This is a genomic window from Candidatus Terasakiella magnetica (assembly GCF_900093605.1).
Lineage (GTDB): Bacteria > Pseudomonadota > Alphaproteobacteria > Rhodospirillales > Terasakiellaceae > Terasakiella > Terasakiella magnetica.
The window spans coordinates 111,883-128,247 of the sequence record NZ_FLYE01000001.1 but is presented as its reverse complement, the minus strand read 5'-3'; the positions used below and the strand labels follow the sequence as shown (position 1 = coordinate 128,247).

Annotated in this window: 18 protein-coding genes and 1 tRNA gene; 5 read left to right on the top strand and 14 right to left on the bottom strand. The window is 44.4% G+C overall.

Annotated elements, in window-relative coordinates:
* Nucleotides 1-451: 451 nt before the first annotated feature.
* On the bottom strand, nt 452-1,861 hold the full coding sequence (locus tag MTBPR1_RS00420; RefSeq protein ID WP_083222804.1) for an L-serine ammonia-lyase: 1,410 nt from the start codon (nt 1,859-1,861) through the stop codon (nt 452-454).
* Nucleotides 1,862-1,876: 15 nt separating this feature from the next.
* Nucleotides 1,877-2,353, bottom strand: coding sequence for a MarR family winged helix-turn-helix transcriptional regulator (locus MTBPR1_RS00415; protein ID WP_069185579.1), 477 nt, complete (start codon nt 2,351-2,353; stop codon nt 1,877-1,879).
* 172 nt (nt 2,354-2,525) lie between these two features.
* Here MTBPR1_RS00415 and MTBPR1_RS00410 point away from each other — a divergent pair, with 172 nt between their 5' ends.
* From MTBPR1_RS00410 to MTBPR1_RS00395, 4 genes are all read left to right on the top strand, one after another.
* Nucleotides 2,526-3,062: a VOC family protein gene (locus tag MTBPR1_RS00410; RefSeq protein ID WP_069185578.1), complete on the top strand. Its 537-nt coding sequence runs from the start codon at nt 2,526-2,528 to the stop codon at nt 3,060-3,062.
* Nucleotides 3,063-3,089: 27 nt separating this feature from the next.
* Nucleotides 3,090-4,700, top strand: a complete 1,611-nt coding sequence (locus MTBPR1_RS00405) for an FAD-dependent oxidoreductase (protein ID WP_069185577.1) — start codon at nt 3,090-3,092, stop codon at nt 4,698-4,700.
* A 15-nt stretch (nt 4,701-4,715) separates the two neighbouring features.
* Nucleotides 4,716-4,913, top strand: a complete 198-nt coding sequence (locus MTBPR1_RS00400; RefSeq protein WP_069185576.1) for a DUF2783 domain-containing protein — start codon at nt 4,716-4,718, stop codon at nt 4,911-4,913.
* 126 nt (nt 4,914-5,039) lie between these two features.
* A tRNA-Ser gene (locus tag MTBPR1_RS00395) sits at nt 5,040-5,127 on the top strand.
* Nucleotides 5,128-5,342: 215 nt separating this feature from the next.
* On the opposite strand, the gene MTBPR1_RS00390 is transcribed toward MTBPR1_RS00395, so the two are convergent.
* The 10 genes from MTBPR1_RS00390 to MTBPR1_RS00340 all read right to left on the bottom strand — a co-directional run bounded on the left by MTBPR1_RS00390 (nt 5,343) and on the right by MTBPR1_RS00340 (nt 12,201).
* Nucleotides 5,343-5,621 (bottom strand): hypothetical protein, encoded by a 279-nt coding sequence (locus MTBPR1_RS00390; RefSeq protein WP_069185575.1) that lies wholly within the window; start codon nt 5,619-5,621, stop codon nt 5,343-5,345.
* A complete protein-coding gene (locus MTBPR1_RS00385; RefSeq protein WP_069185574.1) occupies nt 5,608-5,970 on the bottom strand; it encodes a Thoeris anti-defense Tad2 family protein in 363 nt (120 codons plus the stop codon). The genes MTBPR1_RS00390 and MTBPR1_RS00385 overlap by 14 nt, the downstream gene beginning before the upstream one ends.
* The gene (locus tag MTBPR1_RS00380) at nt 5,957-6,163 is read right to left on the bottom strand and encodes a Thoeris anti-defense Tad2 family protein (protein ID WP_069185573.1); all 207 of its coding nucleotides are present in this window, start codon (nt 6,161-6,163) and stop codon (nt 5,957-5,959) included. Before MTBPR1_RS00380 ends, MTBPR1_RS00385 begins: the two co-directional genes overlap by 14 nt.
* A 2-nt stretch (nt 6,164-6,165) precedes the next feature.
* On the bottom strand, nt 6,166-7,047 hold the full coding sequence (locus MTBPR1_RS00375) for a hypothetical protein (RefSeq protein WP_069185572.1): 882 nt from the start codon (nt 7,045-7,047) through the stop codon (nt 6,166-6,168).
* Between the two features lie 160 nt (nt 7,048-7,207).
* A complete protein-coding gene (locus tag MTBPR1_RS00370; protein WP_069185571.1) occupies nt 7,208-7,471 on the bottom strand; it encodes a hypothetical protein in 264 nt (87 codons plus the stop codon).
* An 806-nt stretch (nt 7,472-8,277) separates the two neighbouring features.
* Nucleotides 8,278-8,526 (bottom strand): hypothetical protein, encoded by a 249-nt coding sequence (locus tag MTBPR1_RS00360; protein WP_069185569.1) that lies wholly within the window; start codon nt 8,524-8,526, stop codon nt 8,278-8,280.
* A 263-nt stretch (nt 8,527-8,789) separates the two neighbouring features.
* Entirely contained in the window at nt 8,790-9,335 is a 546-nt protein-coding gene (locus tag MTBPR1_RS00355; RefSeq protein ID WP_069185568.1) for a recombinase family protein, read from the bottom strand.
* A gap of 203 nt (nt 9,336-9,538) precedes the next feature.
* Entirely contained in the window at nt 9,539-10,066 is a 528-nt protein-coding gene (locus MTBPR1_RS00350) for a Rha family transcriptional regulator (protein WP_165602584.1), read from the bottom strand.
* 78 nt (nt 10,067-10,144) lie between these two features.
* Nucleotides 10,145-10,426, bottom strand: coding sequence for a hypothetical protein (locus MTBPR1_RS00345; RefSeq protein ID WP_069185566.1), 282 nt, complete (start codon nt 10,424-10,426; stop codon nt 10,145-10,147).
* A gap of 491 nt (nt 10,427-10,917) precedes the next feature.
* Complete coding sequence (locus tag MTBPR1_RS00340; RefSeq protein ID WP_069185565.1) at nt 10,918-12,201, bottom strand: DUF6538 domain-containing protein; 1,284 nt, start codon at nt 12,199-12,201, stop codon at nt 10,918-10,920.
* Between the two features lie 389 nt (nt 12,202-12,590).
* On the opposite strand from MTBPR1_RS00340, the gene MTBPR1_RS00335 reads away from it, so the two are divergent.
* Complete coding sequence (locus tag MTBPR1_RS00335) at nt 12,591-12,995, top strand: response regulator (RefSeq protein ID WP_069185564.1); 405 nt, start codon at nt 12,591-12,593, stop codon at nt 12,993-12,995.
* Between the two features lie 4 nt (nt 12,996-12,999).
* Here the strand turns inward: MTBPR1_RS00335 and MTBPR1_RS00330 are convergent, their stop codons facing one another.
* Both MTBPR1_RS00330 and MTBPR1_RS00325 read right to left on the bottom strand, forming a co-directional pair.
* On the bottom strand, nt 13,000-15,492 hold the full coding sequence (locus tag MTBPR1_RS00330; RefSeq protein ID WP_069185563.1) for a response regulator: 2,493 nt from the start codon (nt 15,490-15,492) through the stop codon (nt 13,000-13,002).
* A gap of 159 nt (nt 15,493-15,651) precedes the next feature.
* Nucleotides 15,652-16,029: a LytTR family transcriptional regulator DNA-binding domain-containing protein gene (locus MTBPR1_RS00325; protein WP_069185562.1), complete on the bottom strand. Its 378-nt coding sequence runs from the start codon at nt 16,027-16,029 to the stop codon at nt 15,652-15,654.
* Nucleotides 16,030-16,365 lie beyond the last annotated feature (336 nt).

Here is a 16,365-nt window from a genome sequence, read left to right as displayed (position 1 = left end):
TCAGCTTGCCCGCCTACTAGTGTTAACCCATGCCCTCAAGAAAGCATAATAATGGTATTTTTAATTGAGCAAATTATAGCAAATTTGAGCCTAAAACCCAAACTTCTGCACACATAAAGATAATCAAAACCACCTAGATGTTCCCGCACTTTGCACAAACATCCAACCCCACACATAACGCATTGTTTTTAAAAGAATTTTATAATTTGCACAGCCCAAATGTATTATTAGGAAGAAATTAACCATTCAGAAACAGGAACCAATGAACCATTATCTTTCCATTTCCTGCGAATCTTTGAGCGTAAAAGATTCGCAGGAAACGACCTTCACAGAATTAAATTACATGTAATAAAATAAGAAAGTTACTGATAAATAACTTACTTTTTTGCCCCTATACGCAATTGTACGGATCAGTGTTTTTATCAAAATAGAGTGCAACCGTGGGTGTAAATCAGCACGCAACAATACTGACTGCGAGACCACCTTTAGAGGTTTCTTTATACTTGCTTCTCATATCAAGACCCGTCTGCCTCATGGTCTCAATCACCTTATCTAAAGAGACAAGATGCGTTCCATCCCCCCTTAGGGCCAAGCGTGAGGCATTTATCGCTTTCATTGCCCCCATTGTATTGCGCTCAATACAGGGGATTTGCACCAAGCCACCAACCGGGTCACAAGTCAGGCCAAGATTATGCTCCATACCAATTTCTGCAGCATTTTCAACCTGTTCGTTACTTCCTCCAAGTGCTGCTGTTAGCCCACCAGCAGCCATGGAACACGCCACACCGACCTCGCCCTGACAGCCCACTTCAGCCCCTGAAATCGATGCCCTTTTTTTGTATAAAACACCGATTGCGGCAGCGGTAAGAAGAAAACACCTCATGCCCTCTTCACTCGCATTTGGCGCAAACCGCTCATAATAACGCAATACAGCAGGCATCACACCTGCGGCCCCATTTGTCGGTGCTGTCACCACACGCCCGCCAGCAGCGTTTTCTTCACTTACAGCCAAAGCATAAAGATTGACCCAATCCATAACGGTCAAGGGGTCTTTTAAGCCTGCTTCAGGTTGCTCCGTCAATTCACAATAAAGTTCATTTGCACGGCGCTGTACATTAAAGGCACCGGGAAGCTTGCCTGTTTGCTGACATCCTCGATCAATACAGTCACTCATGGCATTACGCACACGTTTGAGAAAGTCATATGTCTCATCATCACTGCGCCATGAATGCTCGTTTGCCATCATGATTTCTGCGATTGATAGGTTTTCAGCCTTGCCAATTTCCAACAATTCTTCAGCTGAGGTAAAAGGATATTTCAAGGTAACATCTGGCCCACTATATTCAGCCTGATTATGCTCACTTTTACAGACGATAAAGCCGCCACCAACTGAGAAATACTCCTGTTGGTGCAGTAAATCCCCCTTCGAATTAAAGGCAGCGATTTGCATGGCATTTGGATGTTCAGGCTTTACGATTTCATAATTGAAAAGCAGATCATCGCGCTCAACAAATTTAATTACGTGAAGATCACCGAGAACAAGCTCGCTATTCTCTCTAATGCGATCGAGAGTCACATTAATATTATCGGGGTCCACACTGCGTGGCCTTTGCCCGCTTAAGCCCAGCAAAACGGCATTATCAGTCGCATGACCTTTACCAGTTAAGGCAAGTGACCCATAGAGGTTGATTTTTAATGAGGAGACTTGATCAATAGTTTTCTGATTAATCAGATCTTGGCAGAAGAGATAACCAGCCCTCATCGGCCCAACAGTATGCGAACTGGAAGGACCTATCCCGATTGTAAATAAGTCGACAACACTTAAGTTTGTTTCAATTTGCTTTTTATCGACTTGGGTCAATCCCTACCCTTTCACTTACATTTCCTCAGAACCATTAAGCTTATCTGCATTTTTTCTAACTCTCGCCATGAGGGAGAGCAGCTGGTCTTTTTCCCCTGCATCAAAGCCCTCTAAAAGCTGACTTTCTAAGTCCTGAACCTTTGCCACAAGCTCATCAAATACATAGTAACCGTTGCGCGTTAATTGAAGGGCAACTTTACGACGATCGCCTTCATCAACTTTTCGCTCCAGATATCCTTTCTGGGTTAACCCGGAAATAGCTCGGCTAACCTTGACTTTATCAATACTTGAGCGTGTGACAATTTCTCCGGCTGAAAGCGGATCATCACTATTTCCCAAAACAGCCATAGCGCGCCATTCTGAAACGGTCAGGTCATATTCTTTTTCGTAAATTGTGGAGACTGAACGGCTGACAGCGCGGTAATAAATACGCACCAGATAAGGAAAAAATGTTTCCAGTTTAAAATTCTCTGCTGGTTTATCTCTTCTCATAGCCCTGTATTTCCACCGCTTTATTTAGTTTCATTCATAACTATCTAAGAACATGGCAGAGTAAATCGCAAGTTTTTTTCTTTCTTTCCTTTTTTTTTGCTTGATTAGTTACACATGAAACAATTATAGTTTCAAATGTAACTTATTAAAAGCCGCTACAGGGAGCAGTTAAATGACAATTCAAAAAATCCATCATGTTGCGTATCGCTGCAAAGATGCGAAAGAAACAGTTGAATGGTATCAAAAATACCTCGATATGGATTTCGTCCTTGCCATTGCTGAAAATGAGGTTCCCTCCACAAAGGAACCGGACCCCTACATGCATATTTTTATGGATGCGGGTAGCGGCAACATCCTTGCCTTTTTCGAGCTACCAAACTCGCCTGAAATGGGCCGCGATGAAAACACACCGAAATGGTGCCAACACATCGCCTTCCAAGTTGGTTCTGTTGAAGAATTAATGGAAGCCAAAGGTAAGTTGGAAGCAGACGGCATTGAAGTTGTCGGCCCAACAGACCATACAATCTTCCAGTCCATCTATTTCTATGACCCAAGCGGTCACCGCCTTGAATTAGCCGCAAACACAGGCACACCAGACATGAGCAAAAAACTGGATGATGTGAAGTGGGACATGCTTGATGAATGGTCAAAAACCAAGCGCGCACCTGAACATGCCAAATGGATGCATGAAAAAGAATTCAACGATTAAGGGTTTATGTGGGAAGAGATTAGAGACATGTTAAATACATACGAATATCCTGAATTTGAATATGTTCAGTCAGAAGAACAAAAAACAGGCACCATTAAACGCCACAAGGCCGTTGTTATTGGTGCAGGCCCCGTTGGCCTGACCACAGCGCTTGATTTTGCCAAGCAAGGCATCCCCGTTGTAGTCCTTGATGACAGCAACACCGTTTCCATCGGTTCACGCGCTGTTTGCTATGCCAAACGTCCCCTTGAAATCTGGGACCGTCTTGGCGTTGGCGAGCGCATGATTGATAAGTCTGTTGAATGGAAAGTCGGCAAAGTCTTTCGTGATGAAGAACTGGTCTATCAGTTCGACCTCCTGCCAGAAGACGACCATAAAATCCCTGCCTTCATCAATCTTCAGCAATATTATCTTGAAGAATATATGATTGATGAATGTAAAAAACAGTATGGTGATCTGATTGATTTTCGTTGGAAATCAAAGACCATCAGCATCAAAAACAACGATGACCATGTGGCCATGCAAGTCGAAACACCAGACGGTGTTTATAAAGTCGAAGCTGATTATGTGGTGGCTTGTGATGGTGCAAGTTCCGATACACGTAAAATGCTCGGCCTTGATTTTGAAGGCCAATTCTTCCAAGACCGTTTCCTCATCGCTGATGTGGTCATGAAAGCGGATTTCCCGGCAGAACGCTGGTTCTGGTTTAATCCCCCCTTTCACCGCAACCAATCTGTTTTGCTCCATATGCAATCTGATGATGTGTGGCGCATTGACTTCCAGCTGGGGTGGGATTGCGACCCAGAAGAAGAGAAAAAGCCGGAAAATGTTATTCCCCGCCTCAAAGCCATGTTGGGTGAAGATGTGGAATTTGAGTTGGAATGGGTCTCTGTTTATCAATTTGCCTGTCGTCAACTGCAAGACTTCAAATGTGGTCGTGTCTTTATTGCAGGCGATGCTGCACACCAAGTCTCACCTTTTGGTGCACGCGGTGCCAACACCGGCGTTCAAGACATTGATAACCTCACATGGAAGCTTAAAATGGTCATGGAGGGCAAAGCGCCTGAAAAACTGTTGCAAAGCTACAGTGAAGAACGTGTTTTTGCCGCAGCCGATAACCTACTGAACTCCACCCGTTCAACAGACTTCATCACGCCTAAAAGCAATATCTCACGCGCCTTTCGCGATGCTGTGCTTGATCTAGCAACTGATTATGAGTTTGCCCGCCCCTTGGTCAATTCTGGTCGTCTGTCCATGCCAACGCCTTATGTAAACAGTTCCCTTAACACAGCAGATGAAGATACATTTGCAAGTAAGCTGACACCGGGCACGAATTGCGCAGATGCACCAGCCAATGACGGCTGGTTCCTCAACGAAATTGATGACTCGCGTTTTAAGGTTCTTGTTTTTGAAACAGACCCGGGTGTTAAATCCGTTGTCGTCAATGGTATTAAGGCTGATGTTATTATTGTGGGCAAAGACATGCAAGACACCAAAGGCCTGCTGGCAGAGCGTTATGATGGCAAAGCGGGCACAACCTACCTGATCCGTCCAGACCAACATGTGGCAGCACGCTGGCGCAGCTTTAATGATAACAAGATTTCTAAAGCAATCATGCGTGCCACGGCACAAGATTAAAAGGAGGCTTCTCAAATGGCATTAAACACAAAAGCAAATATCGAACGTCCTGATGATTTTTATCAGGAGCTCATAGACCTCCATCGCGACCTGTCTGATGAACAAAGCCGTGATCTCAATGCAAAACTCATTCTCATCCTTGCCAACCATATCGGCGACATGGATGTTTTAAGCGAAGCCATGAGCGCTGCAAAGAAAGGGATTGAGGCCTAATTTTAGAGCTGCGTCATCTTCAAAAAACCCAAGATGACGCCGTTCTTAAAAAAAATATCAAAAAAGTGAATTTCGCCCTTGCCAAGCACATAAAGTTTAGGCTAATAACCTGCCAACACAAACTGTGGACGGCTGGCTGAGTGGTCGAAAGCGGCGGTCTTGAAAACCGTTGTACCGAGAGGTACCTGGGGTTCGAATCCCTAGCCGTCCGCCATTAAAAACCCTGCGATTAATTTCGTGGGGTTTTTTATTTAGTTTCAAAGGGTTATGGGTAAATTTGAAGGTGAGAGCATTTCGCTGGATGACGCTAAAACCACCTACCTTTACCACCTACTTTTACATCGCGAAAAAAAATAGATGAGCAGACCAGAACAATTAAGCTCTGATCCACCCACCTATTAAGTCGCAAACTCTTTTGGAGAAATAGAGTTAGTCTTTAAAATAACTTGGCGGTTTCTTGAGGTTCACCTCTCGCCAGACAACGTTATCATTACCTTTGGCGTTGCGGTCTTGATTAAAACCTATATCAACGCGCTTTGTTGTACCTGTTTGACCAGAGCCATTACGGGCAGCTTCAAAGAATTTGTTTGCCGTCATCTCATCAGAGAAGGTTGATTTGTTGCCGTTCACGTCAATGAACCAGACTGACCCGTAAGGTGTACGGTTAAGCTCCGTCTGTCCGAGCTTTAGTGTTTCAACTTCTTTCATAAAGTATCCAATCGTGTGCTTGTGTGTCTTCGTTTGTAGGAAGGTAGCCAAACTGTCTTGATCTACCGGGCTGTACCTTCATCAAACAGGAAGGAAAGCGTTTAACATTATGGTTCTTTGGATCGTCTGCTGCAGCTGCCATGGTTGGCGTTGAGTCTGCAAACTTCCATTTCATGGTGGGGCCGTATTCTTTACCGCGATTAAAGGCATACTTATCTTCCACAAACTTGCGTATATGTGCTGGCTTGCGTCGGATGAAGTCTCTGTTCCATGAAGCACGGGCAGCATGACCACCCTGCTCTACATGTTCTATCGCAGTTTCATAATCGAATAGGTCATTGACATGCATCGACCACCTTCCAATCATCGCTCATAAGATCATACTGCGATGGGATCCAGAAGCGTGAAGCCGTGTATGTGGCCATCATTTCCTGCTGATAGATTGTATTTTCATCAATAAATAGCTTCATTGTTTCAGACCAACCAGCTCGGGAGACCTCTTCACCCTTTAGAAGCAAAGGTAAGATTTTATCAAAGGTCATGCTTAACGGCTCCCTACCTTGATGATCCCAGCGCGAACGGCTGTCTTCCAATTGGTTTCGCCTTTAGGGTGACGGATGATAATATCTTTACCCTTCTTATAAGCTTCGACACCTTCACCAAAATCAGCATTCAGGATCATGTCCGGGTTGGCTGTATCAAGGTTTGAAACATACTTGGTGGCAATCTCTTGGTAACCATGGGTGTTACGTTGCGTTGCCTGTTGCATCATCGCCTTCTTCATTAATTCTGGCTCATTCTCATGTGCCCAGTTAATGACGTCTTGGCTGTCCATGCCTGTTGCTTGTTCAATGGTCGCATGGGCTTGGGCTTCAAATGCTGCTGTGATTGTTGCAGCTTGATCCCGGGCAGCTTCTGGCTCCATGCTCATAGATGATGCAATACGACCCATGGCGGTTTCGTTGATTTCACCAGCATTATTGGCAAAGGTTGAGATGAAACTTAAAACATCACCTTGGTTAGCACCTTGTGCAATCTCAGTAATTGAAGCTTCGATATCATCACCAAGGGATTCTTGTTGCAATTCTAAGGACTCCTGAGTCCCTTCTGGCTTCTCTTGGCTAGGCTGATTGCTAGTGACACGGTAAGAGCCGTCTGGGAGTCCCTCAACGAGTCCTGCAGCGATCATATCTTTGATACGACCCTCACTGCCTTTGAGATTAATGATATCGTTCTCAGTGATAGACGCACCAGTGCGAGGGAAACCACTCGGTGTCCGTGCTTGGGTAATGACATCTGTTGATACTGCAACTTCACCTGATAACTGGGCTTCACCGCCTTGGTGGTTATCACGGTAGAATTGGTCGCCATCGACACCAACGGTGCCACCAGACGAACCTGTTTTAATCATGAGTGATTCATGCATTGTTTAATTTCCTTTTATGGGGAGTTCTATAGTTAGATAAGAGGCGGCAAGGCAGACGCGCCATTAACCATGGAAACGGTCCTTACGGTTAGCCAACATCATGGTCATGTCAGCGTCTTACCTTGCCTAACCCGACTTCGCGCTGCCGGGAATCAGGTTGTTAATTAATTATAGTTTCTGGCCAGTGCCCATTACTGAGATCAGGTATTTGGTGCTGGCTGGGATTGTATGGTGTTTTACGTGTGGTCTTACGTGCTGGCTTGTGCCCGTATCCGTTGTCTTTAAGGAATGAGACAATCACTCGCATATCCTTTGCTTTGATCGGATCATCGCTGCTGACCATATCAAGGAAGATATTCGTCAACATGCTGTGAAGTTCAGCCAGTGTTGTTTCAGGGGCTGGGCCTGTATGCTCTTGTGTCATCGGCTCACCCTGTTAAACGCCTCACGCTCCTGTTGTTGAATGATTTCCCAAGGAACTTGGTTGTCCATTCGTTGCTGGAGGTTTTCGTTTAGTGCATCTAGGGCACGGGCGACCAAAGCAGACATACTTGGTTTCTTACCGAGTAAGTCCGTATAGAGGGTGTTAGGTCTTCGGATCAGGTCATGAGACTTTGCAGGCAACCGAAAAGAATGCTGCTTCAAGTCACACCCGTTCGGGATGGTGAAAGATGCCATATGATCATGCCTTTAATGTGGGATTGTATTTCGAAAAAAACTAAGCAGTGCCCCCATCACTGAAGACACTGCTCAATTCTTAACTGTAGAAGTTCCTGTAATAGGAAAGTGAAGTTACCCCTTCATACTGACCAATCACCGCTAATAAGAAACCTTACCTGTCTGACATGGTAAGTCTTTATCGCTATGGTCTGTGTGTATGAATGTTGTGATCTATGTTACTGAGGGGTGAAGGTACGTATGTCTTCAATAATTTCCTACAAGCTTTAATCACCTTATATCAACACAACCCTTCTCTTAGCTCTATAGCTAGGTAGGTATGGTCTACGTTACACTTAACGAACACCATAGTTAACATAAGGCAATTGTTACTTAGACGAGATAATCGAGAGGTTAACGTTACAGTAAACAATAATAACACAGGGGGGCACCTATCTTAAGTGGGCACTAATCTTAAGTCATTGAAATAAAAGGAGAAATTACCATCGAAACCTGAAGCCAAGATCGTCAATCACTTCTCTGTGTAACCCACTGAAATATAAAGACTTTTTATCAACCTTCTTGTGTGACAGTTCCGTCGTCGTTGGTGTGGTTCCGCTTCATCACACGTAACAACCATGGTGCAGGATCAAAGGTGATCTCTCGTGACCCAACGTGTGAGATACGTGCGTCAACAAACCAGCCAGAGGCACATTGAACACTGCCTTTCTCAACAAAGGCCTGCCCGATACCCGGCACACGGATAAAGAAGCTGTGAGTAAATGATCCGTCAAATTCAAAGTTGCCAATCTTAATAAACATTTTGTAGAGCGTCCTTTTGTTTTTTTATGTTGGTGTAGTTCCTCAGTGGACGGACGGGATCATGAGTCCACGAGTCGTTAAAATCAAGAACTCTTTACTGTTGATCTTTGGTGACGACTGGTGTATTAAGTAACTGTTTTTATTAATGATTTCCACCAGTGGAAGTGAGCGATCAGTAAGCACTTGCACCGATATATGAGAGACAGACAGGAACATTAAAAAGGTCAGCAATATTGACCCTTTTACTTCTTAAGTGGGCACTATTAAGCCGTGAGGATACGGTGAATAGACATACGACTCACCCCCATCTCCTTAGCAATCGCAGACGGTCCCATTCCTTGTTCCTTAAGAGCAAAGACACGTTCACGTTCAATTGACTTCTTACGTCCTTTATAGATACCCTTTTGTTTGGCCTTAGCGATCCCTTCACGTTGACGCTCTTTGATCATTGATCTTTCGAACTGGGCAACGGCCCCTATGATCTGCAGCTGAAGTTCTTGGAAAGGGTTCTCTTCTCCTGTGAACGTTAAGTTCTCTTTGTGAAACTTTACAGACACGCCCTGTCCAGTAAGGACTTTCAACAGCCCCAGAAGGTCTTCAAGGTTACGAGCCAAGCGATCAATAGAATGAACGTGTATCTCATCACCTTCACGGACATATTCAAGCATACGCTCTAAAGCTGGGCGGTTAGTGCTGCCCCCACTGCATTCGTCTGTGAATGTCTTCTTAAAGCTTAAGCCTGTGTCGGTCAGCTGTCTGTCTGTGTTCTGATCTGCACTTGATACCCGGATATAAGCAACCTGTGGCATGGTCCTGTCCTTGCTATGTGTAACAATAAGGTCTAGTTCCTATACGATTAGTGTAACTTATTGCGTATGTCAATCCATATGTTACGTTATGGATGTAACACCATGAGGTAACACTGGAGTGTACCTATAAGTGACATCCTAGTTCTGGGCGGATAAATGTTTCTTTTGAGCAGGGGCAAGCAATAAGGCTTAAAGGCTCACACTCACAGCACCAGCCCACCCCCACCGGGGGGAAAGCCGCACTCGGTGGATACGTTATACCCACTCAGATTTTTGTTACTAAAAACAAGGGCCTGTTCGATAAGCTTCAGGTCTTGTTGTTCAATCTTATTGGCTTGATCCGCTGCCAACTGGAGTGCCTCCGCAAAGGATGTCGGTACGGCTGGAACCTGAGACTTCAGTTCCTGTTCCATTTCGTTGAAGCGTTGGATGTACTTGACTTGGAACTGGGTGGCCTTCTCGCCTGTCCATTTCATTACCAAGAATGTGAACCCATCACGGGTCAGGTTGTAGGTTGGGACATACTTTGTGCCGAAGCCTACATCAACAGCGATGCGTTCACGTTGGAACCATTGTCCTGAGATTTCAGGAGAAAGAGATTTCATACGACTGTGTATGTCAGCCATTACATTGTCGTGGCGTTTGCCGAAGAAGTTCGCAACATCTTTAGAGTTAGCGAACACGGTGCCGTCTTGCACGGAGACGATGGGAGTAAGTGCATTGTTTGTCATGAGTAAAGCCTTCCATGTAGGGCAATAAGAAAAAGAATAGAGGCCAAGATCGACCTCCATTCTTAAGGGGTAAAAGCCCTAGCAGATTTCTTCAGCTTTAATGACACCAAGTTCTTCAACCTTGTCATACAACATAGATTTCAGGAGTTCGACTTCCATGTCTAACTCTTTCATTCGTTCCTGAACTATCTTGCGGTACCTTCTGTTGTTTTGGATTTGAGATTTAAGTTCATCACGTTCTTCAATGAGATTGAGAACAATGTCTTCTTCTTGAGAAACGCTGTTAACTAAGTTCGAGATTGTTTCATTTGCTTTCTCGAGTTCTGCAGCTAGTTGAGCTTTAGTCATTGACTTGGTCATATTCTGTATTCCTTTTTAGATATCGAATTGCTATTGCCACAGAACGAAACTTCGCGTGTGGTCAGTAGTGTGTTTTGTTGTGTTAAAAGACAAGTATGTTCAGAAGCATGGAATCGGTTCTACATACTGGAGTGGGCACTAATTGATAATGACCTGTTGTTTCTTATGTGTATGGCTAGGTTCGGATGTACTTTGTACCGAAGCCCACATCGACAGCGATGCGCTTGAGCTTGAACCATTGTCCCAAGATTTCGGGTCATCTTAAAAATTGTAATAAAGGTGGGGTGTGGTACAAATCTGTACCTGTCGAATGTGTCCCATGTGGGCACTGTGCTTTGGCTTCAAGTTGACGCTGCGGGAAAATAAGATTGGAATAGACACGATAGAATACGTATCTATCTAAGATTAAATAACCCTTTAATTACAGACCAGTAGATATTGCAACAGGGGTAGATAAAGCCAGATACCCCACTGCGCGTGGATCTGTTCGCTTATGCATTCCAACCCTTGTAGGTGATTTTCTCCATAGCTTCGATCAGTTCCTGCAGCAGGCTGTTATCAGCATATAGACCATACGTCATTGTAGGAATATCGTGCCCCACAATATCAGCTGCTTTGTCTTCATCAATCCCAGCATGTCTGAACTTACTAATCACCGTCTTACGGATCGAATGGAATACATGACACCTGTTAAAACCCATCTCGGTCTTAATGCGTCCGAAGCGTTTCCCTATAGCGTTACTTCGGTCACCATATTTGTTCTCAGAAAGGCCGCTAAGTACGTACCCATCCTTGGAATCTTTAACCAACCGTTTGATGGTAGGTTTCAGTTGAGAGTGAATAGGGATCTCACGCCAACCAGATGCAGTCTTAGCGTCAACGATTTCGAATGACTTCTCTTTGACCTTATCCACTTGCAAGGAACAAAGTTCTTCGATACGTGCCCCGGTCCACATACCCATGATAATTAGGTCAGCCAGTGAGCCGTCGCCTTTCTCTTTAGCCTTGGCAAGGAGGGACAAGACCTCCTCTTCGCTAAATGATTTCCGTTCATTGGCCTTCGCCTTGGATACCTTACTGGCCAGCCCAAGGTTGCTCAATGGCGTGTAGTCCTCGCTCACCACTTCGATGGCGATCAAATATTTCCAGTAATCACGACAAGCGGAAAGAATACTCTTCACTGTCTTCAGGGAAAGGCCTTCTTCCTGCATCAGTGTATCAGCCCAGCGTCTGACGTTCTTCTTGGTGACCTTGTCGATGGTCGTAAACTTTTCAGCAAACCGTCTGACCGCTGACGCCTTCATGTCTTTTGTCTTCTCGGTATTGGTTAGGGCTGCTTTCCATTCATCAATGTAGTCGGTGGTTGCTACCGCGTTGCCTGTAGCTTGCTGATAGAAGTCATTCCCAGTTCCGTCATTCTCCTGATCCATCTCCTTTGCTTTTTCCTGTAGGTGATCAAGGATCAGGTCATAGTCAGATTGGTAAACGTCATCCCCTTGTTCGTCTGTGTGGCCACTGTTTGTTTCAGCAGTCGACAGAGATTCGCGCCAGAACTTATGGTCACGCTCAAGTGGGCCTTGGTTGCCGTTACGTGCAGCTTCAATCTCACACTTCCACTTCGCCACTAGGGGCAATACTCTGCGCTGGGCTTCTGAGGTATCGCGTGTCTTAAGGGTTTCCTTGAAACGCCTTTTACCGAAATGATTATGCAGTGCCTTGGGAATCTCCAGTACCGCATAGTAACCTTGCTTCTGCTTAACGACATATCTAGCCATGACTTCCTCTTAAACCACCTACAATTACCACCTACCTTTAGATGGTTAATCATAAGAAATCAAGGCTTTTTAGGCATTGTAGAGCGAATGTCATCTAGTCCCTAGCCGTCCGCCATTAAAAACCCTGCGATTAATTTCGTGGGGTTTTTTATTGCCCTGATTATGAAGCTCATTTATGGAGAGCCAAGGATAACGCTCAGTGTTTCTTTTTTTGGATAAGACAACGAGCTTCAGCCATCCTACGAATAGATAAGTCAGCCATTTTTTTCGTTATTTTATAAACTCTTCGTTGCTTTTTCTACCTGAACTCACTAATTTCAACTTAAGTACTCCTGTCGTACAAAAGCATTAAGACAATTAAAAAACAGGATTGAAGGACGATTTTTAGAATGGGTGTTTTCGACTACTCTTTACTTAAGGTGCTTGTGATTGAAGATCAGGCCTTTGTAAGACAGATGATTAGCCATTATCTAAAAAACCTTGGCTGCACCATGATTATGGAAGCGCCAGACGGGTACGCTGGCCTTAAACAAGTGGTAGAAAACCAACCAAACTTCATCATATGTGATATCAATATGGAAGGTATGGATGGTTTTGGTTTCTTGGAAAAGCTTAAAGAGCTTGATGGGAAAGCCTCTGATATACCCGTCGTTTTTCTCACCAGCGACGGTACAATCGATAGCGTTAAAAAAGCAGCTGACCTTTCCGTAGACGGATATGTCGTCAAGCCTGTGACAAAAGATAACCTTAAGCTCAAAATTGACGCCGTCCTAAAACGGCGCCTTATATCATAACGTCTTATAAGTCCCGTATTGCTTTTTTGACTTTTACAAACAAACTATCGACTTGATCGATCAATGGTGTTGCGGGCTCTAAATCACCTTCAACAACGGCATTTAGCGCAATATCTTCAATCTGACCACAAACCTCACCAAGCGATAAAGCACCTGCCATATTTGCAGCGCCTTTAATAGAATGCGCCGCCTCTTTTACTTTGCTGATCTCTTTATTCTTTATATAAACATGCAATTCTTCAATGGTTGAGGCTGTTGTGGTGATAAATACATCCAACATACCGCGTGCGAAATCCAGATCACCGATATTTTGCTCAATGAAGGCCATATCAAGCACGCCTTCATCCACACTATCACTGCCTTCTTCGGGATCAACAACGAAAAAACCATCATTAAGAAGCGCATCGACCTGATCCTGAATAGAAGCCGCTTCATCACTGCTACGTCCGTCATCATGGATAGCAACACGCATTTCCAATAGGCCCGGGTTCCACTCACCAACGGTTCTTTCCAAGTCTTCCATATTCACTGGCTTGGATAGATAGTCATCCATGCCCGCCTGTCGGCATTTTTCAGCCTCTCCAACCAAGGCGTTGGCGGTAAGGGCGATAATCGGTAAGCGCCCCCGCTCTGGCTCATGTAATTCTCTTTGGCGCACAAGTTCGGTCAGCTTATAGCCATCCATCTCCGGCATGTGGCAATCTGTTAGCAACAAGCCATAGTCTTTGCCCTCAAGGGCTTTCCAAGCTTGTGCCCCATTGGGGACGAGGTGACAGGCAAAACCGAGCTCATCAAGCTGCTTTTCAATCACCATCTGGTTGACCGGGTTATCTTCCGCAACCAAAATCAAAGCACCAGCCATTAACGCATCTTCCGCGTCTGGTGCTTTGTAGCTAACCACATCAAGTAGTCTATGTTCTTTTTGCGATATTTTTCTATGTGTCACATTGGCAACGGCTGAAAAAAGCGTTTCTGCCCGAAACGGTTTTTGCAAAAACATATTAATCCCGAGCCATTCCGCACTTCGTCTTGCTTCAACGTCATTTGAATGGGTCGTGATGATAATGCCTGTCTCGCACAGCTCATCATCTTCCAAGATTGTACAGGCAGCTTCCACACCGTCCAGACCGCCCGGGTCATGACAGATCAAAGCAAGATCATATGGATTATCGTTAGAGAAACCATACTGTAAGGCCTTCATGCCTGTCTCAGCTGATTTTGTTGAAAAGACCTCAACACCTTGGGCTTCCAAATAATCAGAAATCGTGCGCCGTGCAATCCTATTTTCCTCAACAACAAGGGCAGTTAACCCTTCAAGATTATAATGTGTTGCTGACTCTGAGAGGGCTTCACCTTCATCCAAAGATAGATCAAACCAAAAGGTCGAGCCCTCATTAGGGGCTGAAATAATATTGATCACTCCCCCCATCATTTCGACAAGGGATTGGGAGATTGAAAGGCCAAGCCCACTCCCGCCAAACTTGCGTGTTGTTGAGGCCTCTGCCTGCACGAACGGCTGGAACAGTTTATCGCTCTGCTCTTTGGTCAAACCGATCCCTGTATCGGTGACCTCAAAACGAATTTTGCCGTCTTTTACCGGATGCACCTCAACAATTACGGCCCCCTCATCAGTAAACTTAATCGCATTGCCCAGCAGGTTAATCAAAATTTGGCGCAATCGCACAGGATCGCCAATATATTCACGTTCAAACTGGGGGGAGATATAAGAAAGGAGCTCAACACCTTTTTCTTGTGCCTTATTGGTCAACAGATCAACTGTGCCTTCGATCATGTCACGCAAGTTCATCGACACATTTTCTAATTGCAGCTTGCTGGCTTCAATTTTGGAAAAATCAAGAATATCATCAATGATTGTCAGCAAAGAGCCCGCAGATTCACCCACGACTTTCAACATGTCGCGTTGCTCATCACCTAACTCTGTGCGATCAAGCAGTTGGATCATCCCCATGATACCGTTCATGGGGGTGCGGATTTCATGGCTCATGGTCGCCAGAAACGAGGACTTCGCGTTATTGGCACGCTCTGCCTCTTTAACAGCCTTCAACATCTCGTTCTGGCTGTCTTTTTGTTCGGTGATATCAACGGTCCATGTGATAATGGCTGGTTCATTTCTAAAGGCGATTGAATAGGCCGTTACAAGCCCCCACCACTTATCACCATTTTTCTTCTTAAAAAAGATCTCCTCATCCTCGTAACAGCCACCAAGGTTGAGCTTGTGGCCGAGTTCAGCATGCTGGCTTGGGTTGGAGAAATAGCTTTTAATATTTTGACCGTTAAGATCACGTCGCATTTCGTCATGAAGCTCAAGCTCACGACTGTTGTGCCAGATGTAATTCCCATCCGGCGTCATGATACCAATGCTGACCGGGCTGGTTTCAAGGATTTCAAGGAGTTGCTCCCCCCCAAAATCTGTATGGCTCGTTTCATTTGCCGATAAGTGTTTTACAACAACTTGTGGCGTTAAATCGTTATCCAAGCCATCCCTCCATTTATTCTTATAATTTGTCTAAAAGTATAGATACAATCGACAAAGCTTTCATATTACCTTTATGGATAAGATGTGGAGAACCACCTAATCAAGAGATGTATAAATGACCATTTTTTCAACGGCCACCAAACTGTGGACTGAAGGTATCTATCTTTCCAAGTCCCATTCAGACTCATGAAGGACACGACGGTAGGATTCACAGACGGGGAAACGCACCCCATTTTTTAACAGAATTTCATAGCTGTCGTCGATTTTCTCAATTTTCTCAATGGCTTCTTTAAGCACCCAATGAGAAAGATGAACGCAACTGCCCTTAAAATCTTTTAAGTCATGAACCGCATCACTAAAGCGATATAGAATACGGTCTTCACCCTTTTCACCGTAAACTCGAATGAAATGATCTTCTTCGCTCACCGCCCAAACCACGGGGCCAATGTCAGTTGTAAGACGCGCAAAAAACTTAGGTTGAATAGGGCCTTTCTTTACGGAAGCCTCTTTCTTATCGGATTTCTTGAAAAAAAACATTATCCATCAACCATAACTATATGAAAACCACTTTAGACCTATGATATATAAACATTATTATAAAAAATTCAAATAAGCCTGTGCTTTTTCTATACAAACAAACGACCGAATCTCAATTTAAATACACATTTCAAGCACAAAACCTCATCAGCTCCACCTGATTTACGACAAGTTCCCCATAAAAAAAGGTAGAACATTTCATTCGCCTATTTCTGTCTTAGCGCTCTCTATCATGTGACATGGAAACAACCCCAAATAGGATTTTATTGCGAAAAACAAATGACTTATAAATTTTATTTGAATAAATTTAGCCAACCTACACATATGTATATATGT